Origin of the sequence: Enterobacter cloacae complex sp. IR5412 (assembly GCF_049237385.1) — a bacterium.
Classification (GTDB): domain Bacteria; phylum Pseudomonadota; class Gammaproteobacteria; order Enterobacterales; family Enterobacteriaceae; genus Enterobacter; species Enterobacter intestinihominis.
The window spans coordinates 197283-222000 of the sequence record NZ_JBMKHQ010000003.1 but is presented as its reverse complement, the minus strand read 5'-3'; the positions used below and the strand labels follow the sequence as shown (position 1 = coordinate 222000).

The 24718-nt window shown below is 57.0% G+C and carries 19 protein-coding genes and 1 pseudogene; 8 read left to right on the top strand and 12 right to left on the bottom strand.

Annotated features, from left to right (window positions below; translation table 11 throughout):
• The 5 genes and pseudogenes from ACOTX2_RS07350 to ACOTX2_RS07330 form a co-directional block, all read right to left on the bottom strand.
• A partial coding sequence (locus ACOTX2_RS07350; protein ID WP_421625896.1) for a GNAT family N-acetyltransferase occupies positions 1-384 on the bottom strand: 384 nt, incomplete at its 3' end.
• Between the two features lie 9 nt (positions 385-393).
• Positions 394-2657: pseudogene (locus ACOTX2_RS07345) on the bottom strand (NtaA/DmoA family FMN-dependent monooxygenase).
• 16 nt (positions 2658-2673) lie between these two features.
• Entirely contained in the window at positions 2674-3795 is a 1122-nt protein-coding gene (locus ACOTX2_RS07340; RefSeq protein ID WP_100148803.1) for an amidohydrolase, read from the bottom strand.
• On the bottom strand, positions 3792-4793 hold the full coding sequence (locus ACOTX2_RS07335) for an MsnO8 family LLM class oxidoreductase (protein WP_058646546.1): 1002 nt from the start codon (positions 4791-4793) through the stop codon (positions 3792-3794). Before ACOTX2_RS07335 ends, ACOTX2_RS07340 begins: the two co-directional genes overlap by 4 nt.
• 108 nt (positions 4794-4901) lie before the next feature.
• Positions 4902-5300, bottom strand: a complete 399-nt coding sequence (locus tag ACOTX2_RS07330) for a (R)-mandelonitrile lyase (protein WP_063147276.1) — start codon at positions 5298-5300, stop codon at positions 4902-4904.
• Between the two features lie 112 nt (positions 5301-5412).
• On the opposite strand from ACOTX2_RS07330, the gene ACOTX2_RS07325 reads away from it, so the two are divergent.
• Together ACOTX2_RS07325 and ansP are read left to right on the top strand one after the other, a co-directional pair.
• Complete coding sequence (locus tag ACOTX2_RS07325) at positions 5413-6303, top strand: LysR family transcriptional regulator (protein ID WP_063147275.1); 891 nt, start codon at positions 5413-5415, stop codon at positions 6301-6303.
• Positions 6304-6630: 327 nt separating this feature from the next.
• The gene (ansP, locus tag ACOTX2_RS07320; RefSeq protein ID WP_022648235.1) at positions 6631-8127 is read left to right on the top strand and encodes an L-asparagine permease; all 1497 of its coding nucleotides are present in this window, start codon (positions 6631-6633) and stop codon (positions 8125-8127) included.
• A gap of 92 nt (positions 8128-8219) precedes the next feature.
• Here the strand turns inward: ansP and ACOTX2_RS07315 are convergent, their stop codons facing one another.
• Positions 8220-9281, bottom strand: coding sequence for a YncE family protein (locus tag ACOTX2_RS07315; protein WP_022648236.1), 1062 nt, complete (start codon positions 9279-9281; stop codon positions 8220-8222).
• A 247-nt stretch (positions 9282-9528) separates the two neighbouring features.
• Here ACOTX2_RS07315 and pqqU point away from each other — a divergent pair, with 247 nt between their 5' ends.
• On the top strand, positions 9529-11646 hold the full coding sequence (gene pqqU, locus ACOTX2_RS07310) for a TonB-dependent receptor PqqU (RefSeq protein WP_063147274.1): 2118 nt from the start codon (positions 9529-9531) through the stop codon (positions 11644-11646).
• 132 nt (positions 11647-11778) lie between these two features.
• Here the strand turns inward: pqqU and ACOTX2_RS07305 are convergent, their stop codons facing one another.
• From ACOTX2_RS07305 to ACOTX2_RS07295, 3 genes are all read right to left on the bottom strand, one after another.
• Positions 11779-12447 carry a GntR family transcriptional regulator gene (locus ACOTX2_RS07305; protein WP_022648238.1) on the bottom strand — a complete coding sequence of 223 codons (669 nt, stop codon included), beginning with the start codon at positions 12445-12447 and terminating at the stop codon, positions 11779-11781.
• A 256-nt stretch (positions 12448-12703) separates the two neighbouring features.
• Complete coding sequence (locus tag ACOTX2_RS07300) at positions 12704-13738, bottom strand: NADP-dependent oxidoreductase (protein ID WP_022648239.1); 1035 nt, start codon at positions 13736-13738, stop codon at positions 12704-12706.
• Positions 13739-13804: 66 nt separating this feature from the next.
• Positions 13805-14380 (bottom strand): helix-turn-helix domain-containing protein, encoded by a 576-nt coding sequence (locus ACOTX2_RS07295; protein WP_017382277.1) that lies wholly within the window; start codon positions 14378-14380, stop codon positions 13805-13807.
• Between the two features lie 148 nt (positions 14381-14528).
• Here ACOTX2_RS07295 and ACOTX2_RS07290 point away from each other — a divergent pair, with 148 nt between their 5' ends.
• Positions 14529-15047 carry a GNAT family N-acetyltransferase gene (locus tag ACOTX2_RS07290; RefSeq protein WP_023306282.1) on the top strand — a complete coding sequence of 173 codons (519 nt, stop codon included), beginning with the start codon at positions 14529-14531 and terminating at the stop codon, positions 15045-15047.
• Positions 15044-15493 (top strand): DMT family transporter, encoded by a 450-nt coding sequence (locus tag ACOTX2_RS07285; protein WP_022648242.1) that lies wholly within the window; start codon positions 15044-15046, stop codon positions 15491-15493. Before ACOTX2_RS07290 ends, ACOTX2_RS07285 begins: the two co-directional genes overlap by 4 nt.
• 3 nt (positions 15494-15496) lie before the next feature.
• Here ACOTX2_RS07285 and ACOTX2_RS07280 read toward each other — a convergent pair whose 3' ends face one another.
• Together ACOTX2_RS07280 and ACOTX2_RS07275 are read right to left on the bottom strand one after the other, a co-directional pair.
• Complete coding sequence (locus ACOTX2_RS07280; protein WP_022648243.1) at positions 15497-15730, bottom strand: YdcY family protein; 234 nt, start codon at positions 15728-15730, stop codon at positions 15497-15499.
• Between the two features lie 100 nt (positions 15731-15830).
• On the bottom strand, positions 15831-17429 hold the full coding sequence (locus ACOTX2_RS07275; RefSeq protein WP_058646538.1) for an ABC transporter substrate-binding protein: 1599 nt from the start codon (positions 17427-17429) through the stop codon (positions 15831-15833).
• A 282-nt stretch (positions 17430-17711) separates the two neighbouring features.
• Here ACOTX2_RS07275 and ACOTX2_RS07270 point away from each other — a divergent pair, with 282 nt between their 5' ends.
• The 3 genes from ACOTX2_RS07270 to ACOTX2_RS07260 are packed head-to-tail and all read left to right on the top strand — an operon-like array spanning position 17712 to position 24206.
• Positions 17712-19049 carry an SrfA family protein gene (locus ACOTX2_RS07270; RefSeq protein ID WP_063147273.1) on the top strand — a complete coding sequence of 446 codons (1338 nt, stop codon included), beginning with the start codon at positions 17712-17714 and terminating at the stop codon, positions 19047-19049.
• A 4-nt stretch (positions 19050-19053) separates the two neighbouring features.
• Entirely contained in the window at positions 19054-22035 is a 2982-nt protein-coding gene (locus ACOTX2_RS07265; RefSeq protein WP_063147272.1) for a virulence factor SrfB, read from the top strand.
• The gene (locus ACOTX2_RS07260; RefSeq protein WP_063147271.1) at positions 22032-24206 is read left to right on the top strand and encodes a virulence factor SrfC family protein; all 2175 of its coding nucleotides are present in this window, start codon (positions 22032-22034) and stop codon (positions 24204-24206) included. The genes ACOTX2_RS07265 and ACOTX2_RS07260 overlap by 4 nt, the downstream gene beginning before the upstream one ends.
• A 33-nt stretch (positions 24207-24239) precedes the next feature.
• Here the strand turns inward: ACOTX2_RS07260 and ACOTX2_RS07255 are convergent.
• Positions 24240-24718: alpha/beta fold hydrolase (locus tag ACOTX2_RS07255; protein ID WP_421625895.1), on the bottom strand; the 479-nt coding region annotated here is incomplete at its 5' end.

Below are 24718 nucleotides of genomic sequence, written 5' to 3'. Positions count from 1 at the left end.
GAGATAGAGCCGCACCGCCTCCGGCTGACGAAACCCCGTAGTCAGGTAGATGTGGCTGTAACCCGCCAGCACCGCCCGGCGCTCCAGCTCCTGTACCACGCGCGCGGCCAGTCCCTGCTGGCGCAGCGTTTTATTCGTCCAGATACGTTTGATCTCTGCGGTATGTTCGTCGAAGGGCTTGTACGCCCCGGTGGCGATGATCTCGCCATTGCGCTCCAGGACGATAAACAGCCCCTGCGGCGCCAGGTACCACTCTGTCAGCTCGACTTCCGCATCCTTTGAAAAGTAGTCGCCGTAACGAGCGGCGTACTCACCGAAAAGCCCCGCGATAATGGGCTGAAGATCGGCATCTTCCGGCGAAACGTCACGAAATTGTTCCTGCATAGCGCCTCCTTAATCGCCCAGACCCGCCGGGTTAACTTCGGAACTGGAGATACGCTCCACGCCTTCCCCCCAGCGGTTTAGCACCTTGTCGTAATCTCCGTTCTTGATTGCGCCGTTCAGCGCGGTTTGTACCGGTTCGACCAGGCCGCTGCCTTTTTTCAGCGTCACCGCGATATGCCCCGCCTTCGGCCAGCCGCCGTCGACGCTGCCGACAAGTTTGGTTTTACCGTTGAGCGCCGCTTTCCAGGCGCCGATCACGTTCGGGCCAAAGTAGGCGTCCGCGCGTCCCGACTGAAGTGCCAGCGTTTGGGCCGCGTCGTCTTTGGTGTAGATCGGCGTAAAGGGTTTCAGCCCTTTTTTGAGGTTCTCTTCGTTCCATGCCAGCAGAATGGCTTCCTGGTTGGTGCCGGAACCCACGATGATGCGCAGCCCGGCGATATCCTCTGCCTTCACAAGCGAGTTGATGGGACTGGTGGATTTCACGTAGAAGCCAAGTGAATCCTTGCGATAGGTGGCGAAGTCGAACTTCTCTTTGCGCGCTTTGGTGACGGTGATGTTGCTGATAGCCGCATCGTATTTCCCGGAGGCCACCCCCAGCGGCCAGTCCTCCCAGGAGGTGGGAACCACGTTCAGCTCCAGCCCAAGGCTGTCCGCCACCAGACGCGCAATGTCGACCTCACTTCCCAGCAGGGTCTTGTTGTCGTCGGAAAAGACCGTCAGCGGCGGTTGATTCAGTCCCGCTACCGCCACGGTAAATTTCCCCGGCACGGCAAAGCGATAGTCTTTCGGCAGTTGCGCGATCGCATCGCTGTTTTTGGCGGTATTGATCGGCGTTTTATTGGCCTCAATGCTCACGCCGGTGCCGTTAATATTGACGTTCTCTGCCCAGACGGCAGGGGTAAAAGCCAGCGCAAGCGCCAGAATAAGCGATGATTTCTGCATAGCGTTTTTCTCTTTTATTGTTGTGTGAACTGATTTTTGGGCTCGTCTAAGCCCAGACTTTCGCGCAGCGTGGTGCCGGGATAGTCGGTGCGGAACAGGCCGCGCGCCTGTAAAAGGGGGACCACCTGGTCGACAAAGCGCGGGAAGGTGTCCGGCGTACCGCCCTGAATGATGAAGCCATCCGCCGCCTTCTCCTCGAACCAGGCCTGTAAACCATCGGCCACCTGCTCCGGTGTGCCGGAAAAACGCGGGCGCGGCGATGCGGCTTCCAGCGCGATCTGACGCAGAGTTAAGTTGCGCTCACGGGCGTTACGCTTGATTTCATCGGTGGTGCTGCGGAAGCTGTTTTTGCCCAAATCGCCAATGTCCGGGAACGGCGCGTCGAGGGAATACTGGCTGAAGTCGTGATGCTCGAAATAACGTCCGAGGTAATTCAGCGCATCATTAATGGAGACCAGTGCCGCCGTGGTTTGATACTGGTTTTCTACGTCATCGGCGTCGTTTCCAACAATCACGCTGACGCCCTGGAATATATGTAAATCCCCTGCGCGGCGGCCGTGACTTTCCAGCTGCTGTTTAACATCGCGGTAAAAAGCCTGGGCTTCTTCCAGCGTGTCATGGTGGGTAAAAATCGCGTCAGCATGTTTTGCCGCCAGCTTTTTACCGTCGTCGGACGCACCAGCCTGAAAGACAATCGGACGTCCCTGCGGGGTGCGGCCAATATTCAGCGGGCCAGAAACCCGGAAGAAATCACCGTGGTGATCCAGAGTATGCAGTTTCGACGCATCAAAGAACTGTCCGCTCACTTTATTGCGGATAAAGGCATCCCCTTCCCAGGAGTCCCACAGCCCTTTCACCACGTCGAGATACTCATCGGCAATGCGGTAGCGCAGCGCATGCTCCGGGTGTTTTTCGCGGGAGAAGTTCTTCGCTGACCCTTCCAGCGGCGACGTCACCACGTTCCAGCCTGCGCGTCCGTTGCTCAGGTGATCGAGGCTGGCGAACTGGCGTGCAGCGGTGAAAGGCTCGCTGTACGAGGTGGATAACGTGCCGACCAGCCCCAGGCGCGAGGTGATACTCGCCAGCGCGGACAACACCGTCAGCGGCTCAAAGCGGTTTAAAAAATGCGGAATGGATTTCTCGTTAATATAAAGACCGTCGGCCACAAATATAAAGTCGAGCTTGCCCTCTTCTGCTTTTAAAGCCGTTTCTTTGACGAAATCAAAATTAATGCTGGCATCCGCGACCGCCGCCGGGTGGCGCCAGGCAGACATATTTCCGGATGCACCATGCAAAATGGTCCCCAGCCGCAATTGACGATGTGCAGACATATTCACCTCAAATTAATTAAAAGTGTTGCAGGGCTTTTTCCGCGAGCTGAGCAAAATAGCGGGCAGCGGGTTCGATCAATGCTTCGTCCGGGTTAAATGCCGGGTGATGTAACCCAAACGGACTGTTGCTGCCAATGCTGACAAACGCGCCGGGTATGTTTTGCAGATAGACCGCGAAATCCTCCCCGCCCATATGCAGTTCCGCATGCCGGGTTTCATATCCCGCTTCGCGCGCAACCGAGGTGGCAAACCCGGCCCAGTGCTCATCGTTCACCAGCGCGGTGGGCCCGGCGTACCAGGTGATGTTGATCTGCGCGCTAAAGGCGCTGGCAAATCCGGCGGCGATTTCACCGACGCGCGCTTTCACGTTCTGCTGCACTTCCGTGCGGTGCGTGCGCAGCGTGCCCTCCAGCTCAACGCTTTCCGGCAGCACGTTCCAGGTATTCCCCCCGGCGATGCGCGTCACGCTCAGAACGACCGAATCCAGCGTGTTAACGTTACGGCTGGCTACGCTTTGCAGCGCGGTCACCAGCTGGCTTGCCAGCACGATGGCGTCGTTGCCTTCATGGGGACGTGCGGCATGCGCGCCTTTGCCGGTAACATGAATAACGAAGCGATCGACGTTCGCATAGAATGGGCCGCCGCGCGTAGCAAACTCGCCGACCGGCAGTGAAGGCTCGTTATGCATTCCGAAAATCGCGCGTACGTCACGTAACGCCCCGGCCCGCACCATACTTTTTGCTCCGCCGAAATTCTCTTCCGCAGGCTGGAACAGGATCCGCACGCGACCGTTGAGCGAGGCTTCCCGCTCCTTTAGCTTTAACGCAGCGCCGAGGATCACGCTGGTGTGGATGTCATAGCCACAGGCATGCATCACCCCCGCACGCCGGGAGCTAAACGGCACCCCACTGCGCTCGTCGATGGGTAACGCGTCGATATCGGCGCGCAGCGCAACCAGTGCGTTGCCCGTGCCGATCTCCGCAACCAGCCCGGTCTGGAGATCGTAAGGCAGCGGTGCAATCCCGGCCGCCGTCAGCCACTCGCGCAGGCGCGCCGTTGTTTCGACCTCCTGACCGGAGAGTTCAGGGTTCTGGTGCAGCTCACGGCGCCAGGCAATCAGTTGTTCGCTAAAGCTCATACGGTCACCTCCCTGTTAAATCGCGCCTCGGCCAGCAGTCGCAGTGACTGCACGCGCGTTGCGCCATCGGCGACCGGCGTGTCGATGATAAATTCGTCAATTCCCCACTGCTGATGCAGCGCGTTGAGCTGTTCAAGCACCGAATCCGCCGTTCCGGCCAGCAGAGACTGCGCCCGACGCGCGATGCGCACCGGGTCACTCCCCGCCTGCCGCGCAAAGGCGTAGGCCTGTTCTTCGCTGGCCACGGTGACGCGCTGTCCGTTTACCAGCTCCACGCCCCACACTTCAACCTTCTGCGCCAGCGCATCGGCCTCAGCCTGGGTTGGGGCGACAATGACCTGCACGGCCACAATCACCTCCCGGACGCTGTGTTGACGCCACGCTGTGACGACCTCGCGCAGCAGCTCAGGATCACCGTTCAGATGGGCGGCAAAGACAAAATGCCAGTCGAGGGAGGCCGCCAGTAGCGCACTTTCGGTACTGGCGCCCAGCAGAAATCCCCGGGCAGGCACCGGCGGCAGCGGCGTGGCGCGAACGTCCTCCTCCGCTGACTGATTTTCAGGGCGGATCCAGCGATCAAGCTGCGTCAGTTGTTCAGTAAAGCTGCCTTTTTCCTGCGGATTTAGGCCGTACTGCAAGGCGCGGGTAGAGAGCGGCAGACCGCCGGGCGCTTTGCCAACGCCCAGATCAACCCGGCCCGGCGCAATGGCGGCCAGTACGTTAAAATTTTCGGCGACTTTATAGGGGCTGTAATGTTGCAGCATGACGCCGCCTGAGCCCACGCGAATACGTTTTGTTTGCCCGAGGATCCAGGCAATCAGCAGCTCCGGCGAGGGGCTGGCAAGCTGCGGGGTATTGTGGTGTTCGGCAATCCAGAAGCGGTGATAACCCAGCGTTTCTGCCTGTTGCGCCAGTGCTAAGGTTCGCGCCAGCGCATCGGCGGCTGTTTCGTGTTCTGCGACGGGGCTTTTATCCAGAAGGCTGATTCGCCATGACATGTTGCGTTCTCGTTTGACTTAACATGTCGTCATTATTAAAGGCGGATTTCACCTCTGAGAAACAATTAATTTACATTTGGATTGCCGGAAATCAGCTATAGCTTACCGCTACTCGTTCGGATACTGCTCGTCGGTGACCTTCTCCAGCCATGCCACCGGGCTCCCGTCGACAGCTTCTGCGATGGCGATATGGGTCATGCCCGTCTGCACGCTTGCACCGTGCCAGTGCTTCACGCCGGGTGGGATCCAGGCGATATCACCCTGATTCAGCGGTTCCGCCTCTTTCCCCCACTCCTGTAACCAGCCGCGCCCCTGCGTCACGATCAGCGTTTGTCCAAGAGGATGCGTATGCCAGGCGGTACGTGCGCCGGGTTCAAAGGTGACGGTCGCGCCGCCGACTTTTGCCGGTTCAGTCGCCTGGAAAGGTGCGTCAATGCGCACGCTGCCGGTAAACCAGGCCTCTGGCCCCTGAACGGAAGGTAACGAACCGCTACGGATAATTTTCATGATCTACTCCTCGTTTGCTATTGCGTTAACAGTAGCGTAAAGCCATGGGGAGCATTAGAGTGCATAATCAGAAAGGAACTATGAGTTCAATTCATAAATAGGATAAGCCGCCATGTTAAAAGACAACTTCAACGATCTGCTCTCCTTTATGGTTGTCGCCCGGGAGCGCAGCTTTACCCGCGCCGCGGCGCAGCTTGGGGTATCTCAGTCGGCGCTCAGTCACGCGATGCGCAATCTGGAAGCGAGGCTGGAAGTCCGTCTGTTAACCCGCTCCACCCGCAGCGTGGCTCCTACCGAGGCCGGCGAGCAACTCTTTATGCGTTTAAGTCCCCATCTGCTGGAGATCGAGCAGGAACTTACCGCGCTGCGTGATACCCGCGACAGACCTGCCGGGAATATTCGCCTTACCGCCGGGGAACACGCCATGTCTGCCGTGCTGTGGCCCGTGCTCAAACCCTTTATGGCGCAGTATCCTGACATCAACGTTGAAGTCACGGTGGACGATGGGCTGACAGATATTGTCGATGGCCGCTTTGACGCGGGGGTGCGTCTGGGTGAGCAGGTGGCGAAAGATATGATTGCGATACGTATTGCCCCGGACATGCGCATGGCGGTCGTCGGGTCGGCAGACTATTTGCATCGTTTCGGGGTACCGGAAACGCCGGAGCAGCTTGATCAGCACCGCTGCATTAATATGCGCCTGCCCACACGCGGCGGATTATATGCCTGGGAATTTGAACGGGACGGACGTGAGCTGCGCGTGCGGGTTGACGGCCAATTGATCCTCAACAGCCTGCCGCAACGCATTGATGCCGCCGAAAACGGTCTGGGGCTGGCGTACGTCCCGGAAGATGCGGTTCAGGACGCCCTTGCTGAGGGCCGGTTAGTGCGTGTGCTTGAAGCCTGGTGTCCGGCTTTTGCCGGTTATCATCTCTATTATACGAGCCGCCGCCAGCACACTTCCGCGTTTTCATTACTTATCGCAGCTCTGCGGCATCCATAAGCTCTACCTATAGGTAACTATTAAGTAAACCTGATGATTAAATCAGCATTCACAGACCTTTTTGCCTAAAAAAACGTCACGATTCAGCGCGTTGTGATCGCAGTCTGCTCTGACCACACGATTTCCTTCGACGAGCATCACTTTCGGCACGGTTATATTTTGCGTCGCTTATCAATTGCGGGTAGGATGCCTCGCCATGTTTTGCCTTATCCATACACAGAATGACTGGAAAGGCAGCATGTGTCTGCGCAGAAGCAATCGTTTGTTTCGGCTTCTGCCAGGCAGGACTATCACGTTAATGGTTCAGACAGGCAAACAGGTAACTCAATGAAAACAAGCAATAAAAGCGCAGCCGATCATCATGCTGCTAAACGTCGCTGGTTGAACTCTCATGAAGAGGGCTATCACAAGGCGATGGGCAACCGTCAGGTGCAGATGATCGCCATCGGCGGCGCTATCGGTACAGGTCTTTTTTTAGGTGCAGGCGCACGTCTGCAAATGGCTGGCCCCGCGCTCGCCCTGGTCTATCTGGTGTGCGGGATCTTCTCTTTCTTCATTCTTCGCGCCCTCGGCGAGCTGGTGCTCCACCGCCCTTCCAGCGGTAGCTTTGTCTCTTACGCCCGTGAATTTCTCGGTGAAAAGGCCGCGTATGTCGCGGGCTGGATGTACTTCGTTAACTGGGCAATGACCGGTATCGTCGATATCACCGCCGTTGCGCTGTACATGCACTACTGGGGCGCGTTTGGCGATGTGCCGCAGTGGGTGTTCGCCCTCGGGGCGCTGGCAATCGTCGGGACCATGAACATGATCGGCGTGAAATGGTTCGCCGAGATGGAGTTCTGGTTCGCGCTGGTGAAGGTGCTGGCCATTGTGATCTTCCTGGTGGTCGGGACCGTATTCCTCGGCACCGGTAAACCGCTGGACGGCAACGCCACCGGCTTCCACCTGATTACCGATAACGGTGGTTTCTTCCCGCACGGCCTGCTGCCAGCGCTGGTTCTGGTGCAGGGTGTGGTGTTCGCCTTTGCCTCCATCGAACTGGTCGGTACGGCGGCAGGTGAATGTAAAGATCCGCAGACGATGGTGCCAAAAGCCATCAACAGCGTGATCTGGCGTATCGGTCTGTTCTATGTGGGCTCCGTGGTATTGCTGGTACTGCTGCTGCCGTGGAATGCATACCAGGCGGGGCAAAGTCCGTTTGTGACCTTCTTCTCTAAGCTGGGCGTGCCGTACGTGGGCAGCATCATGAACATCGTGGTACTGACTGCCGCGCTTTCCAGCCTGAACTCCGGGCTCTATTCGACGGGCCGTATCCTGCGCTCCATGTCGATGGGGGGCTCTGCGCCGAAGTTTATGTCGAAGATGAGCAAGCAGCAGGTGCCTTACGCGGGTATTCTGGCTACGCTGGTGGTGTATATCTTTGGCGTGTTCCTGAACTATCTCGTGCCGTCTCAGGTGTTTGAGATCGTGCTGAACGTCGCTGCGCTGGGCATCATCGCCTCCTGGGCCTTTATCGTGGTGTGTCAGATGCGTCTGCGCAAAGCAATTAAAGAAGGGAAAGCGGCTGACGTCAGCTTCAAGCTGCCGGGCGCGCCGGTAACATCCTGGCTTACCCTGCTATTCCTGTTGAGCGTGCTGGTGCTGATGGCGTTCGACTACCCTAACGGCACCTACACCATCGCTACAATCCCGCTGCTGGCGGTGCTGTTGATTGCTGGCTGGTTTGGCGTGCGTAAACGCGTGAATGAAATCCACAGTACCGCCCCGGTTCATCCTGGAGATGACAAACAGGATGGTCCGCTGGTGGAAGAGACGTCGCGTTAATAAAAAAGCCGGGTGGCGGCTACGCCTTACCCGGCCTGCATTTCATTGTTTTCCAGGCCCGGTAAGCGCAGCGCCACCGGGCAATTCCCACCTTAAAGCGCGATACGAATCACATCGTCAGGCTGAGTGGCTTCCTGCTGACGGGTAGACTTCTGTTTCACCGTCACGTACAGCGTTTTACCGTCCGCAGACAGCGCCAGGCTGTTCGGGTAAACCGGCGTATCGAAGGTTTTGGTCACTTTGTAAGTTTTGGCGTCAATCACGCTCACCTTGCCCGCCTCGCGGTGCGTCACATAGGCTTCGTTACGCGCCGGGTTAAACAGTACGGCCAGCGATTCTGGCGCGGCGATTTTCTGCATTACGCTGCCATCTTTCAAATTCACCACCAGCACTTCAGGCTGTTTTGAATCCGTCACAAACGCACGCTGGCCGGCAGTGTCCAGGCTCAGGTTCAGGTAGAAGTGCTCTTTTCCGTCTTCCTGTACTTTCTTACGGCTGAGGATTTTGTTGGTCGCGGTATCAATGGTCACCAGCTCACCGTCCGCATTGGTGGTATACAGGCGTTTTGCCTTCGCATCCAGCGCCAGTCCGGTGCTGAACGTGCCGGTGTTCGTGATGGTGTCCTTCAGCTTCAGCGTTGCGCCATCAACAACCCAGATCACGCTCTCCTTGCCGATGCCGGTAATGTATACCGTATTGGTCGTGTCATCGGCCACCAGCTGGCGCGGCTGAAGCGGCTTCACCGTGTCGCTACGTTTGCGATCGTCCAGCACCAGGCGCCCTTTCACCTCGCTCGTTTTGGCGTCAATCGCCGTCACGGCACTGTTGACGGTGTTACCGAACCACAGCGTCTGGGTGGCGTTATCGATCGTGGCGCCAAACGGCTTGAGATCGTTATGAATCGCCTGCGTCACTTCCAGCGTGACCGGATCCAGACGATAGACCACGCCGCCCTTATCGGTTTTGCGGCTTTGTGACGTCGCAACCCACAGCGCGTTTTCCTGCTGGCTGACGGCCATTTCATACGCGCCCTTGCCGACCGCTTTGCGCAGCATCTCTTCAGCGGCATGAACCTGGAACGTACCGGCAAACAGTAAAGAGCCCAACAGCAGAGACCCACGCAGGCGCGGCGAGCACAGATGACGTAAAGACATAACAATTCCTTTTTAAATGAGGAGATTTACCGCTGACATCGCTTCCGGCGGGCAAAGTCATCGCTTTGCCGTTATTTTAATGAGAATAGTAATCATTAATGAGTTGAATGTGGAGTATTTCTTTCCTGCAAAACCTTACATTCACGAAATGTGCGGTTATAGTTTTCATAACATTTACAAAGGATTTAACATATATACACAGGTTCCAGTTGATTTGGTTCGAATTTTTTCTTAACCGGCTTACTCCATGAAAATTATTACTGCCCATAAGGCCTCACTACCCCTGTTGTTCGTTCCCGTCATTTTTGGCCCGCTGAGTGCGATGGCCGCGGATGAACAGACCCTGATCGTCAGCGCCACGCCGCAAACCGTCTCAGAACTGGACACCCCGGCCGCAGTCAGCGTGGTGAGCGGCGAGGATATGCGACATGCCACACCGCGCATCAACCTTTCTGAATCCCTTGGGAGCGTACCTGGCCTGCAAATCCAGAACCGCCAGAACTATGCTCAGGATCTGCAACTTTCCGTTCGCGGATTCGGCGCGCGCTCAACCTTCGGCGTACGCGGGATCCGTATGTACGTGGACGGCATTCCGGCAACCATGCCCGACGGCCAGGGGCAGACATCAAACATTGACCTCAACAGCATAGAGAGCGTCGACGTGCTGCGCGGCCCCTTCTCTGCCCTGTACGGTAATGCCTCCGGCGGCGTGATCAACATCAACACCCAGACCGGACAACAGCCAGCCACCATTGAAGCCAGCAGCTATTACGGCAGCTACGGCACCTGGCGTTACGGTATGAAGGCCACCGGGGCGGTGGGTGATGGTACTCAGGCGGGCGATGTGGATTACGCCGTATCCACTACCCGTTTTACCACCCATGGCTATCGCGACCACAGCGGCGCGCGCAAAAACCTCGCCAACGCGAAACTGGGCGTGCGCATTAATGATGTCAGCAAGCTGACGCTGATTTTTAACAGCGTGGACATGAAAGCCAACGATCCGGGCGGACTGAGCTATCAGGAGTGGCAGAATAACCCGCGCCAGTCACCACGTGGCGATCAGTACAACACGCGTAAGACCATTAAGCAGACCCAGGCCGGGATCCGCTACGACCGTCAGCTGAGCGAACAGGACGACCTCAGCGTGATGATGTATGCCGGTGAGCGTGAAATGACTCAGTACCAGTCCATTCCGGCGTCCACTCAGCGCGAGAATCCTGCGCATTCGGGCGGTGTGATTGATATGCAGCGTCACTATCAGGGTATTGATACGCGCTGGACCCACCGCGGTGAGCTGCTGGTTCCGGTGACATTCACCACCGGGCTGAACTACGAAAATATGAGTGAAAATCGTCGCGGGTATGAGAACTTCGTTATGGACAACGGCGTGCCAGATTATGGCGTGAAGGGTAATAAACGCCGTGACGAACGCAATCTGATGTGGAACCTGGATCCCTACCTGCAAACCCAGTGGCAGCTAACGCAAAAACTGTCCTTAGAGGCGGGCGTACGTTATAGCTCCGTCTGGTTTGACTCCAATGATCGTTACATTACCCCGCAAAACGGTGATGACAGCGGCGACGCCAGCTACCACAAATGGCTCCCGGCAGGTGCGGTGAAATACGCCGTGACCGACGCATGGAACCTGTATGCCGCGGCAGGACGGGGATTTGAGACGCCGACCATCAACGAACTTTCCTACCGTTCTGATGGCAAAGGTGGCCTCAATATGAACCTGCAACCGTCCACCAACAACACCTATGAGATTGGCAGCAAAACCCGCATCGGCAATGGCATCCTGACGGCGGCGCTGTTCCGCACGGATACCGACAACGAGATCGTGGTGGACGAAAGCAAGGATGGTCGCACGACTTATAAAAACGCGGGAAAAACGCGCCGTCAGGGTGTGGAAATTGCGCTCGACCAGCAGTTTGCCGAGAACTGGAAGCTGAAGATGGCGTGGACCTATCTTGATGCCACCTACCGCACCAACGTCTGTAGCAATGCAGACTGTAGCGGCAACCGGATGCCGGGGATCGCCCGTAACATGGGATATGCGTCGTTTGGCTGGGAGCCTGAGGAAGGCTGGTACGCAGGGGCAGATGCCCGCTACATGAGTGATGTCATGGCCAACGATACCAACACCGCTAAAGCGCCCTCTTATACCGTAGTGGGCCTGAATACCGGGTATAAACTCAACTACGGCAAATGGGGAATGGACGTCTTTGGTCGCGTCGATAACCTGTTCGATAAAGAGTACGCCGGTTCAGAGATTGTTAACGCTGGCTACAACCGCTATTACGAACCTGCCCCTGGTCGTAACTATGGCGTGGGCCTGTCGGTCTCTTATCGTTTTGAGTAAACCATTCTCCGGCAGCGCACGTTGCCGGTAAAAAAATAAGCAAAATAACATCATTCCCGGTTGCCTGATGCGCCGGGAATATAATCAAGGACGTTTGATACAAATAAACAAATAAGTGCGCCAGAGGGATCCTTAACTGTAGTATTGCCGTTGCAGAAGAATATTGGCTTCATCAATGGCTTTGTCGATCGCTTCCCGGCTGGCCGTCACATCCCTTTGCTCAAGCGCAGAAAGCAGATCGTCATAATGATAGGTCGCTGCGGGAACCTCGCTTAACTCTTCATGCAGATAGTGAATGCACGGACCAATCCGTACCCAGAGCTGCTCAATCAGCGAGTGAAGGGTCGGCATCTCGGCATACTGATAGAGCGTGAACCGGAACACGCGGTTGGCATGGATCGCTTTCTGTACATCGCCCTGATGCATGGCGGCACTGAAGTTATCTGACAGCGCGCGTAACGCATCCAGTTTGGTCTCGGTCATATTCTGGCACGCCGCCGCAACGGCCATCGGTTCAAGCTGCTTTCTGATGGCGTTAATTTCGTTATAGCGTTCCAGCGTCACTTCTGGCACCAAAAACGCCTGCGCTGGCGTGGCCTGTAATGCCCCCGCCGACACCAGGCGCAGCAGGGCTTCGCGCACCGGTGTGATACTGGTGCCCAATTTATCCGCAATCTCTTTTGTAACGAGTCGAGCCCCAGGTTTTAATGAGCCCGTAATTAATGCTCCCTTTAAACTGTTCTCTACTTGCAAAGTCAGACTGATTCTTTGTGCTTTTTCCATATGTTCCAAATCAAGCATGTTTAATTCCCGTAGCCAAACAAAATGCCATTTTCAGCGTCTGTTTAAAAAAACATCGCCGGTTAGATATATCCTGTATCGTCATGCCTGGTATGAGGGGCGCGCGTAATATTAAAATCGCTCAAATAATATTGCATTTTTCACTTCTGGCTCAGCTGGGCCGAGGCGCGCAAAGCTTATGGATTAATTAAAGACAATATATCGTATCTTCACAAATAATTATGGCGGACACTGCCCGCCATAACCGATGCTCTGTTTAGTCGGCCGCCACGCGGATCACAACCTTGCCGAAGTTTTTCCCCTCAAGCAGGCCAATCAGGGCGTCCGGCGCCGCGTCCAGCCCTTCCGTAACCTGCTCGCGATAGTGAATTTTGCCTTCCTGCACCCAGCGGCCCATTTCCTGCTGGAACTCGTCAATACGATGACCATAGTCCTGCGCGATAATAAAACCCTGCATACGGATGCGTTTTTTCAGGATGGTCCCCATCAGTAGCGGTAAGCGGTCCGGACCCTCCGGCAGGTTGGTCGCATTGTAGCCGCTGACCAGTCCGCAAACCGGCACGCGCGCGGAGGTATTCAAGAGCGGCAGCACGGCGTCAAAGACTTTACCGCCGACGTTTTCGTAATACACATCAATGCCCTGCGGGCAGGCTTTTGCCAGTTGTTCGTCAAAATCATCCGCATGGTGATCCAGACAGGCGTCGAAACCGAGCACGTCGACCGCATGACGGCATTTCTCCTCCCCGCCAGCCACGCCGATGACCCGGCATCCTTTGATTTTACCGATCTGCCCCACCGTTGCGCCGACCGGCCCCGTGGCCGCCGCCACGACAAGGGTTTCCCCTGCCTGAGGCTGGCCGATATCGAGCAGCCCCATATACGCGGTGAAGCCCGGCATCCCCAGCACGCCGAGTGCCCATGAAGGATGCGACGGGTTTTCACCCAACTTCACCAGCCCCTGCCCGTCGGATAGTTCATACTCCTGCCAGCCGCTGTAACCCAGAACCCATTCACCCTCTTTATAATCCGGATGACGGGAGGTCTCGACGCGGCTTACCGTGCCGCCCACCATCACCGCGCCAATCTCGACCGGAGGTGAATAGGATGGCGCATCGCTCATACGGCCTCGCATGTACGGATCAAGCGAGAGCCATACGGTGCGTAATAACACCTGCCCCTCTGCGGGCGCGGGGATCGGCTGCTCTTCCAGGCGGAAATTATCGGCAACCGGCGCGCCGTGTGGACGGGAAGCCAGTACCCAGCGTCGGTTTTGCGTAGTAGATTGACTCATTCATCGCTCCTTACTGCTGAAAATGTCATTCAAGTCTGGCACGTTATCCTGCGGATCGCCTGTGCATTATGAGCCGGACTGATTAAGCCGCACGACCAGATAAAGGCACGATTCATCCGTTTCGTTGATAAACCGGCAGTCGTTCGGCGGCCCGAGTTCCAGACAATCTCCGGCCTTCATTTCATGGCGAGTATCCCCCTCCAGAAAGACCAGTTCACCTGCCTGCAACCAAATCAGCTGTCGTGCCAGCGCATAAGAGGAGGCGGGCATCGGCACATCGCTACCTGCGGGTAGCTCCACCTGGACGAGGTCGATAGGCATATCGCTGCGCGGCGACACATGGCGACGCAAATAGTGGGTTTGCGGATCGCGCCAGACGGGCTGGTTCGCCAGACGTAACAGTTTGCCCTCCTGCATTTCCGCGCGCGCAATAAGCGTAGACATGCTAATACCGAAGGCACCGGATAACCGCGCAAGCAGCGTCGCCGTTGGGCTACTGTCTCCCCGTTCAATCTTGTGGATCATGGCGCGTGAGATACCTGCCCGTTCGGCCAGTTCGCTTAATGACCAGCCCCGCGACTCGCGTTCAAGGCGTATGCGGGCGCTAATGCGTTGATTCATATTGTCTGTCATTGTATTCATGACGTCATACTATAGTGTACGGATGGTTTTTCGGGGCAGTTTTGTGACAAAAAAATAGGGATTTTGTCGTAGCGATGCAATATAAGAACTGTGTAATATTGTGAGTAAATCGTACTACTATAGTGAACAACACAGCCAGAGGTTACCCATGATTGTTCGTCATGCCTGCAAAGAAGATTGTGCCGCTATCGGTGAAATTTATAACCATGCGGTGCTGCACACCGCCGCCATCTGGAATGATAAAACTGTCGACACCGATAACCGTATCGCATGGTTTGAGGCGCGTACTCTGTCGGGTTATCCAGTGCTGGTCAGTGAAGAAGACGGAGTGGTGACGGGATACGCCTCATTTGGCGACTGGAGAGCGTTCGACGGATTTCGCCACACCGTGGAGCACTCGGTGTACGTTCATCCCGAACATCAGGGCAAAGGCATTGGCCGGCTGCTGATGACGGAGTTAATCAAGGAAGCCCGCCAGATCGGTAAACACGTGATGGTTGCCGGTATTGAGGCGCAGAACCAGGCGTCAATTCATCTGCACGAAACCCTGGGCTTTATTACCACCGGCAATATGCCGCAGGTGGGAACCAAATTCGGTCGCTGGCTGGACTTAACCTTTATGCAGCTCCAGCTTGATGAGCGCAGCGATCCGGATGCTCTGCCATGAATCAATCGTTGACGTTAGCGTTTCTGGTAGCCGCCGGGATTGGGCTGGTGGTGCAAAACACCCTGATGGTGCGTATTACGCAATCTTCCTCCACCATTCTTATCGCCATGCTGCTGAACTCGCTGGTGGGGATTGTGCTGTTTGTCAGCATTTTGCTGGTGAAAAATGGCCTGGCGGGGTTTAACGAACTGGCGTCAACGGTGCGCTGGTGGACGTTGATCCCCGGCCTGCTGGGGTCTTTTTTTGTCTTTGCCAGTATTAGCGGCTATCAGAATGTGGGCGCGGCAACGACCATTGCCGTCCTGGTGGCAAGCCAGCTGATTGGCGGTCTGGTGATGGACATCCTCAAGAGCAACGGCGTTCCCCTGCGCGCGCTGGTTGGCCCGGTCTGCGGCGCAGTGATGCTGGTGGTCGGCGCCTGGCTGGTGGCACGGCGCCAGTTTTAACCCTTACAGAATAGTCCCACCCTGCGTAAGGTGGGCATGGCGTGCCTCCGCCTCTTCTTTATGCTGCTTACCATGATGCGCAATCGCGGTGCGCAGGCGCTGCTGCTGGGTATAGCGATCTTCACGGCTGAGCTCTGCATCATCGCTTAATTCGATCAGCAGTTCGTTCATGTGAGTAATTACGCTCTCTTCGATGGTGGCATCGACGCGGGCGATAACATCATTTAAATGTGACATTGTCACTCCTTTTCACGTGCCCGGTGGCGCTACGCTTACCGGGCCTACATTTGACACCCGTAGGTCGGGTAAGGCATAGCCGCCACCCGGCAAAATACGATCAGTTCAGCTTCGCTTTCGAGAAATCGCTGCCCATCAGGCTTACGCTGTACCCGGTCACATTGCTGCGGGTCGCGTAGAACGTTTTGCCGTTAGCTAACGCAATCCACGGTGCCTGCTGGTAGAAAATCTCCTGTGCCTGGCCATACAGCTTCGCACGTTCGTCCGGGTTGCTGGTCAGTTTGGCCTTTTGCACCAGCTCATCATACCCCTTATCACACCAGCGCGCGGCGTTAGATCCGGTTTTGATGCTGTTACAACCCAGCAGCACATCGGCGAAGTTGTCCGGATCGCCGTTATCAGACATCCAGCCGAACAGCGCGGAATCATGCTCGCCTTTGCGCATGCCGGAGAGATATTCCCCCCACTCGTAAGAGACGATTTTCGCCTTCACGCCCACCTTCGCCCAGTCAGCCTGGATCATCTCTGCAATGCGTCGGGAGTTCGGGTTGTACGGACGCTGAACCGGCATGGACCAGAGGGTCACTTCCGCGCCTTTCTCCAGACCCGCCTGCTTCAGCAGCGCTTTCGCTTTTTGCGGATCGTAGCCGTAATCCTTCAGGTCTTTATTAAAGCCGAGCATGTTCGGCGGGATCGGCGATTTAGCGACCGTACCAGACCCCATAAAGACCGCGTTCACAATGGCCTTTTTGTCCGTCGCGTAATTCAGAGCCTGGCGCACCAGCACGTTATCAAACGGTTTTTTCTCTGTGTTGAACGCCAGGTACCCCACATTCAGCGCATCCACCGAGTGCAGGGTCAGGTCTTTGTTTTTCTTGATCGCTTCAAACTGCACCGGCGACGGCGCAGGAATGATCTGACACTCGTTCGTTTGCAGCTTCGCCAGACGCGTCTCAACGTTTGGCGTGATGGAGAAGATCAGGTGTTTGGTCGGCACCTCACCGTCCCAGTAGTTCGGATTGGCGACGTAGCGGATCAGCGAATCCACCTTGTACTGCTGGAGCACATACGGCCCGGTGCCGATTGGCCAGGTGTCCACATTTTCAGGCGTGCCCTTTTTCAGCATCGCGTCCGCGTACTCGGCAGAGAGGATCGAGGCGAAGTCCATTCCCCAGTCGGCCAGGAAAGCTGCGTTGGGTTCGCTCAGCGTGAACTGAACGTGATAATCGTCGATCTTTTTCACATCCTGAATGAGCTTGTCGAGGCCCACGTCATTAAAGTATTCGTAATTACCCTGGGAAACATTGTGATAGGGATGCTTAGGGTCTTTCTGACGCATAACGGAGAAAATAACGTCATCAGCGTTAAAATCACGGGTCGGTTTGAAGTATTTATTGCTGTTGAATTTCACCCCTTTACGCAGGGTAAACGTGTATGTTTTGCCGTCTGGCGAAATGGTCCACGACTCCGCAAGAGAAGGCACCGGCGTGTTTTTTACCGGGTCGAAGTTAATCAGACGGTTATACAGCGTTTGCGAGCTGGCAACAAACGAGGGGCCAGAGCTGGCGATCTGCGGGTTAAACGACTCCGGCGACGCCTCAGAGCAGTAGATAATGGTGTCTTTGTTTGCCGCCCATGCGGCGCTTGCCGGTAGCAGCGCGCTCAGCGCGAGGGCGAGCACGGTTTTCCCTGTAAACATGGTTATTACCCTTTCGGTTTTATTATAGTGAACAGTAATAACAGCACAGACGTTTTGGCCTGACAAATAACGAATCACTATCAGGTTATTCTAAAGCCGTACATTTCGCTGGTTTTAGCATCAGCCCGCAGAAACCGATTTGCCTTAAGGTCCATTATTCGTCAAGCACAACCGTTACGATCAATGCCGCAAGAAATCGTCCCTTTTGTCGTCTCCTCCGCCGTTTGCTTGCTTACCTGTTTCGTTAAAGTAATGGCGTGAAGAAGTCTACAGGACCAAATCGTGGCAAAAACACTTTTACGCAGCGGCAATCTGGATGATTTTCAGGCCGTTGGCGGCGGCGGACAGGCCGTTTTTGAATCAGCGCTGCAAATCCGCGAAGCGCTTCGGTTGCGCAAACAGCAGGCTATCGTCGATTGCCTGGCCATTCCTCAGGTCAATGACGGCGGCGATCGCGTTGACTGGTACTCCCCGGTTGAAGGAACCGTCTCCAGCTGGAAGGCGGCGGATGAAGACGATCGTTTTCGCGCCCTGCGCTATCTGGAAAACACGCTCGCCAGCATGGAGTCGCTGAGTAAAAAATGCCTTCAGTCACCGAAAACGGCGCAGCAACTGTTTGGATCTCTGCTCTCTAAAGCTTTCCAGTTTCCCGGTGAAAACTTTGTTTTCCTGGTGGATGGCAAACCGGTGATCTGCTTCTGGGGTTTCGTCAGTCTTAACGAAAACGCGCGCGACGACGTGCTGGACTGCCTGCGCGAATCGTTGGTCCCTGAACCTGAACCCGTGATGATTAACGAACCTGAACCTGAACCTGAGCCAGAACCGGCCCCGGTGGTGACCTTCGAGCAGGCCGACGCGCCGCTTATCACGCCTGTGGCTACCGTCCGTATCACCGAAGATGAGCTGTATACGCCAGAGCCGGTGCGCATGAACACCGTGCCGTCAGAGCCCGCACCAGCGGTGGTGCAGAAAAAACGTCGCTCCCCCCTGTGGTTGCTGCCGGTTGCCGCCGTCATTATTGCAGCCATTGCCACGCCGCTGCTCTGGCCAAAACAGGCCCCGACCGCAGCGCCAGTTACCTCATCAGCGCCAGCACCTGTCGCCATTGCTCCGGCCCCCGTGAAGACGGTTGAGCCGCTTGAGCTGAAACTCCCGCTGCACCAGGCAGAAGTGGTAGAGCCCAAGGTGAAGACGCCTGCCCCGGCAGCCGAACCGGTGGTCATTACCGCGATACCGAAAGATGCGATGGTGATGGAGGCAAACCAGGTCAAAGCGGGGTTAACGCGCTTCCTGAACGGCACCTGGCGCGCGTTTCTCGATGTGCAGGATCCGCTCACCGGCAAACCGCCGTCTCTGCGCTACCAGATCCAGAACAATAAAGGTTTCGCCCGGGTCGTGCATGGCGACAACATTGTCTGCCGGGTAGACGTCTTTTCCGGATTACACAGCAACGGCGAGCTGTTGATCAAAACGCGCGGAAACGCTCGTTGCACCGACGGTTCACGCTATCCGATGCCGGAAGTGACCTGTAAGGCAGGTGCCAGCGACGTGGCGGAATGCACCGCACGTTACGATGCCAACACCGTCGTTCCTCTGACGTTCAAGAAAGCAGGTGTCTGATCCTATGCTGGTTAATCTTTGCGACTATAAACAGAGCGTGACGTTGATTGCTAACAGCGGCGTACAGTTTCTCGATTTTGGCCTGACTCCGCAGGACACCGCCAGCAACGGGCGTTTCGTGCGTAAAACGGCAAATGGCCCGCTGCTGCGCCTGGATTTTGACCTGGTCAACGGCCGGTACACGCTGCCTGCCACCGATGGCGGGAAGCCGGAAGTGGTCAAGCCTGAAAGCACCATTCCACTGCATGACTCCCTGACCGTGCTGGACGGTGTCTGGCTGCCGCTCCCTTTCCTGCGCTTTAACCCGCCGCGGACGTTTGTTGATGGCCCGGATAACTGGGCGCGCGTCCAGGTACGGAAGCTGTCCACGCCCGACGCGGCAGGCAATACGCACCGGGTCACCGTCGCGCTCGACAGCCAGATTGCGGAGCATGCGACGTCTGCCCTGTCGCCGGTTGAAAACGACATTCTTAACGGCACGCGTTTCGCCCTCGCCTGGCGCGACAGTGAGGTTGAGAGTTTCCTTGACCAGACCTGGATTGACGGCTGGCTGCGTGAAGCCTTCACACAATATGCTGACGGGGTTGAAAAACGCGCCGAGCGCGAGCTGCATCAGGCCATGCGCAGCTTTGAATATCAGGCGCACTGGCTCAACCTGCTCTCCATGCTCGGTGAACAACTCACCGTGCCGGAAGTGAAGTTTGTCACCCATACCCTGAGCACCCCTGCTATTCCTGTCGATCTGATCCTTGACGTAGGCAACACCCACACCTGCGGCGTGATTATTGAAGATCATGGTGATGCCAACGACGGCCTGCGCCAGACGGCTGAACTCCAGGTGCGTTCCCTGAGTGAGCCGCAGTTTCTGAATGAGCCGCTGTTTACCAGCCGTCTTGAATTTTCCGAAGCGCGTTTTGGCAAGCAGCACTTCTCGGTGGAAAGCGGCCGGGAGGATGCGTTCGTCTGGCCATCCATTGTCCGCGTGGGTGATGAAGCGCGTAAGCTGGCGATGCAGCGTCTGGGCACGGAAGGCAACAGCGGTATCTCCAGCCCGCGTCGCTATCTGTGGGACGAAACGCCGGTCGTGCAGGACTGGCGCTTTAGCCAGATGAACAGCAAAACTCAGCGCGAACCGCTGGCAACCGCGTTTCCGCTGATGAACCTGATGAACGACGACGGGGAACCGCTCTTTACGCTGCCGCAGGATGAGCGCCTGCCGGTGTTCTCGCCGCAGTACAGCCGCAGCACCCTGATGACGCACATGCTCTGCGAGCTGCTGGCTCAGGCGCTTGGCCAGATTAACAGCGTAGCCACCCGCTTGCGGCTCGGCTTCCCAGCCTCTCCCCGCCAGCTGCGAACGCTGATCCTCACCCTGCCTTCGGCGATGCCGAAACAGGAGCGCGAGATTTTCCGCCGCCGCATGTTCGAAGCCATCGCCATCGTCTGGAAAGCGATGGGCTGGCATCCGCAGGATGAAGATTTTGCCAGCCGCAAACAGCAGGAAAAAAGCGTGGTGCCGGTCCCTGAGATCCAGATGGAGTGGGACGAGGCCAGCTGCGGCCAGCTGGTGTGGCTGTATAACGAAGCCATTTCCCACTTCGGTGGCCAGACCGAGGCCTTTTTCGCCTCCCTTGCCCGTCCGGATCGCGCGCCTGAGCCTGGCGTCCAGCCGGGGCGTGCGCTGCGCGTGGCCTCGATTGATATCGGCGGCGGCACGACGGATATGGCCATCACGCACTATCAGTTAGATGATGGTTCCGGGAATAACGTCAAAATCACCCCGCAGCTGCTGTTCCGCGAAGGGTTCAAGGTCGCTGGCGACGACACGCTGCTGGACGTGATCCAGCGCTACGTTCTGCCCGCCCTGCAAACCCAGCTTCAGAAATCCGGCATAGCCGATGCCTCCCAGCTGATGGCATCCCTGTTCGGTGACTCCGGGCGGATCGATACCCAGGCGGTCCTGCGCCAGCAGACGGCACTTCAGCTCTTTATGCCGATCGGCCACGCGATCCTGGCGGCGTGGGAATCGAGCGATGTTGACGATCCGCTGGCCGGGCTGCATGCCACCTTTGGCGATCTGCTTGCGCAAAAACCGACCCGCAACGTGATGAACTATCTCCGGCAGGCGATCGACCATGCGTTGCCTGCCGGCTCAGAACACTTTGATCTGTTCAGCGTCCCGCTGCACGTCAGTTTCCGCGAGATGCAGGACGCGATGCTGGCGGGTCAGTTCACGCTTGCCGCCCCGCTGCATGCGGTATGTGAGGCGATCTCTCACTACAGCTGCGATATTCTGCTGATCACGGGACGGCCAGGCTGTCTGCCAGGCGTTCAGGCCTTGATTCGCCACCTGCAACCGGTGCCCGTCAACCGCATCGTCTGGCTGGATAAATACCAGGTTCATGAATGGTATCCGTTCAGCCAGCAGGGACGAATCGGCAACCCGAAATCCACAGCCGCCGTGGGAGCGATGCTCTGTAGCCTGGCGCTGGATCTTCGTCTGCCGCGCTTTAACTTTAAAGCAGCAGATATTGGCGCGTACTCTACGGTGCGCTATCTGGGCGTGCTGGATAACACCATCAATACCCTGCGGGACGAGAACGTCTGGTATCACGATATTGACCTCGATAAGCCCGGCGCGAAACTGGACGCCCGTCTGCACTTCCCGCTGCGCGGCAACGTTACGCTGGGCTTCCGGCAACTGGCCAATGCCCGCTGGCCCGCGACGCCGCTCTATACCCTGAGCATCAACTCTGCCGAGCTGGCGAAAGCCATTGCGGGCGACGGCGTACTGAACGTGCGCCTGAAGCTGCGTGGCGGCAATAAGCAGGAGGGCCCGGAATCTTTCGAGCTGAGTGATGCCTGGCTACAGGACGGCACGCCAGTGCCGCCGGACGCCCTGACCTTTAAACTGAATACTCTGGCCGATCGCCGACACAGCGGCAGCCACTACTGGATCGACAGCGGGAGCGTATACCTCAAATGACTGCGACGACTGCCACCACTCAGGCCTTAATCGGGTGGATCAACGAGACGCGACAGCACGCCCCGATGCTGGATAACGAAGCCGACGCCCTGCTTGCCCGCCTTAACGCCGCGCGCGCGCGTGAAGAGGCCCTCGAACGTGCCCTTGTCTGCCAGGGCAGCATCGGCTTATACGGCCACTCGCAGGCCGCGAAAGCGCATCTGCTGGCCTCCCTGTGCGGCAGCGGCGACGAACGGCTGAACGTTACGCCGGGTCAACGCACGTTTGATTACTTCTCGCATATTAACCCCGGGCATGCGCCGACCAATATGGCCGTGCGTTTCACCAGAGCGACCAGCGAGGTCGCAGACGACGCGTTTCCCCTGCGCCTGAGCCTGGTAACGGAGGCCGAGCTGGTACAGCTGTTTATCGCCCGCACCACGTTGGATCCGCAGATCCGTGCGGTGGATAAATCGGTGATTGAAGCCCGGCTTGAGAAGTGGCGTACGCTGCGTCAGCCGCACAGCGTGCCGGGAATAACGGCGCAGGAAGTCGCGACCGTTGCCCGGTTCTGGCAAACCGTAGTACCCGGCGCTAAGCAGCATATTGATGATGCCCTGTGGCACCAGTTTGCCCTGCTGGTTCCGTCGCTTGATCTCAGCACCCGCGCCAGCGTCTGGTCTCTGCTGTGGGGTGAGCAGCAGGAGTTAACCCAGCAGTGGCTTAAACTCGCCCAGGTGCTGCATCAAACCAGCCATGCCAGCGCGCTTGCGGCGCCGTTGAGTCTGCTGGTGGACAGTTTTGGTCTGCCGTGTGAAGGTTTCCTTACTCACGGGGCCTTTACCGTGCCGGAAGCGCAGGAAACATTGCTTCATCCGGTAAATAACGGCGAGTTAATTAATGCCATTAGCCTGCCCGTCGATGTGCTGGCCAGTCTGACACGCGAAGTGGTGCTGCCCGTTGAGAACTGCGTGCTGGATAACGTTGACGTCATTGATATTCCGGCCATTTCTGAGGAAAACACGCCACTGATGATGCAGGCAAAATGCCTGTGGTTGCTGGAGCATTATCGTCAGCACATTCAGCCGGATGTCCTGGTTATCTGCAATGCGACGGCCCACCACCAGCAGACGGCAAAAACGGCCAGGCTCCTGCAAAACTGGGTCAAAGAGACGCAGCCGGTGGAAGAGTCCGCGTTGCCGGGCCTGGTCTGGGCCATTACCCCTCACGATGCGCGGTTTACCACAAAGCAGAATCTGGACGAAGCGGTGCAACAGTTGCTGGGCCAGCCGGGTCTGCGCTGGGGCACGCTCCAGGCGCTCGATACCCACAGCATGCAGCGGGTAATTGAATGGCTGTCGCAGGCTACCCTTCCAGCACAGCGCCAGAAGCGTCTCCACGCGCTGAAAAGGCTGTTGCAACAGTCTCTTTCGACGCTGATGCGCGCATACGTCGCCCCACTCACTCAGGAGCCAGGTGCAGGGCGGGCAGAGGCCGAAAAAATGGTCCGAACGCTGCAAGGCAGCGCCGCTCGTCATGGTGAACTGCTTGAAGGACTTCTCCCGCCGTTAAATGCGTTTGAGACGCTGCTGACGGTTCACCAGCCCCGTGAGGAACAGGTCAACGGCCTGTTTAACGATGTTATCGATCTGTTTGCGGAAGAGACGCAGGAAAATCCAGGCGCGTTGCAGACCAAAGACAAAGCGCGGCTGGCCCATAACGTGTGGGTTAACCATCTTCGTCAGTGGAGTCGCAACGACGCGGCGGCTGCCCGTCTGGGCCTGGACCCAGAGGTATTACAGCAGATTGCGGATGTGCTGATCGTTACCAGCTACCGGCTGGATCTGCCGCTGCAACTGCAACGTATTGCAGAAACAGATAAAAGCAGTGCTGCGCAGCTGCATGCCGCGACAGGCAATTTCGTTAGCTGGCTTGGCTATGAACTGACGCCCGTTTCTGAACGGCCTGCAAGCCGGATCCGCAAAGGTCAGCCAATTTTTGTGACGCCAGTTGTGAGCAACGCTTCACCCCGTCTTACCCGACTTGGCGAGCAGCCTGTTCATGCGGCGACAGCCTATGTTTATGACTGGCTGGTTGCGCTCTACACCCGCGCGATTGAGAATGTGGATTATCAGTGCCCGTATGACATTAAGCCTGCTGCGCGGAAAGCCTTGTCTGCCTTGCTGTCTTAATCATTGCAGCCCGCAGCAATGCGGGCTACCCCTTTATGATCCGTTTATGAAGCCAGACAAAGCCTGAGCCAACGCTGACGGGTTTTCCCAGGACATTGAATGGCCCGCATCAGGGATAATTTTTACAGCAACGCCTTTTTGTTGCAGGCGATTAAAATCTTCATCAGGCAGGGACCACTCACCAAAAACTAACATGACCGGGCAGCTCAATGACAAAAACAGGTGTTCCCAGTCGGGTTTAACGCCCTTGACCAGGCTCGTTGCGCCGCGCCAGACGGCCCAGGGGGCATTGCTTTGAAGGCTTCCAGACCACGCCGTCGTTTCCGCCCGCAGCATGTCATCATAGCCCTGTTCCAGAAAATGTTGTTCCGTTTGGGCCGCAATTGCCCGGCTGAACATCCCGCCACCCGCATGAAAATTGGGTTCAGACACTATCAGGCCTTTAACGCGTGACTTTAGCAGCGTTGCCGTTTCGATCGCGATACTCCCCCCCATGCTATGACCATAGAGCC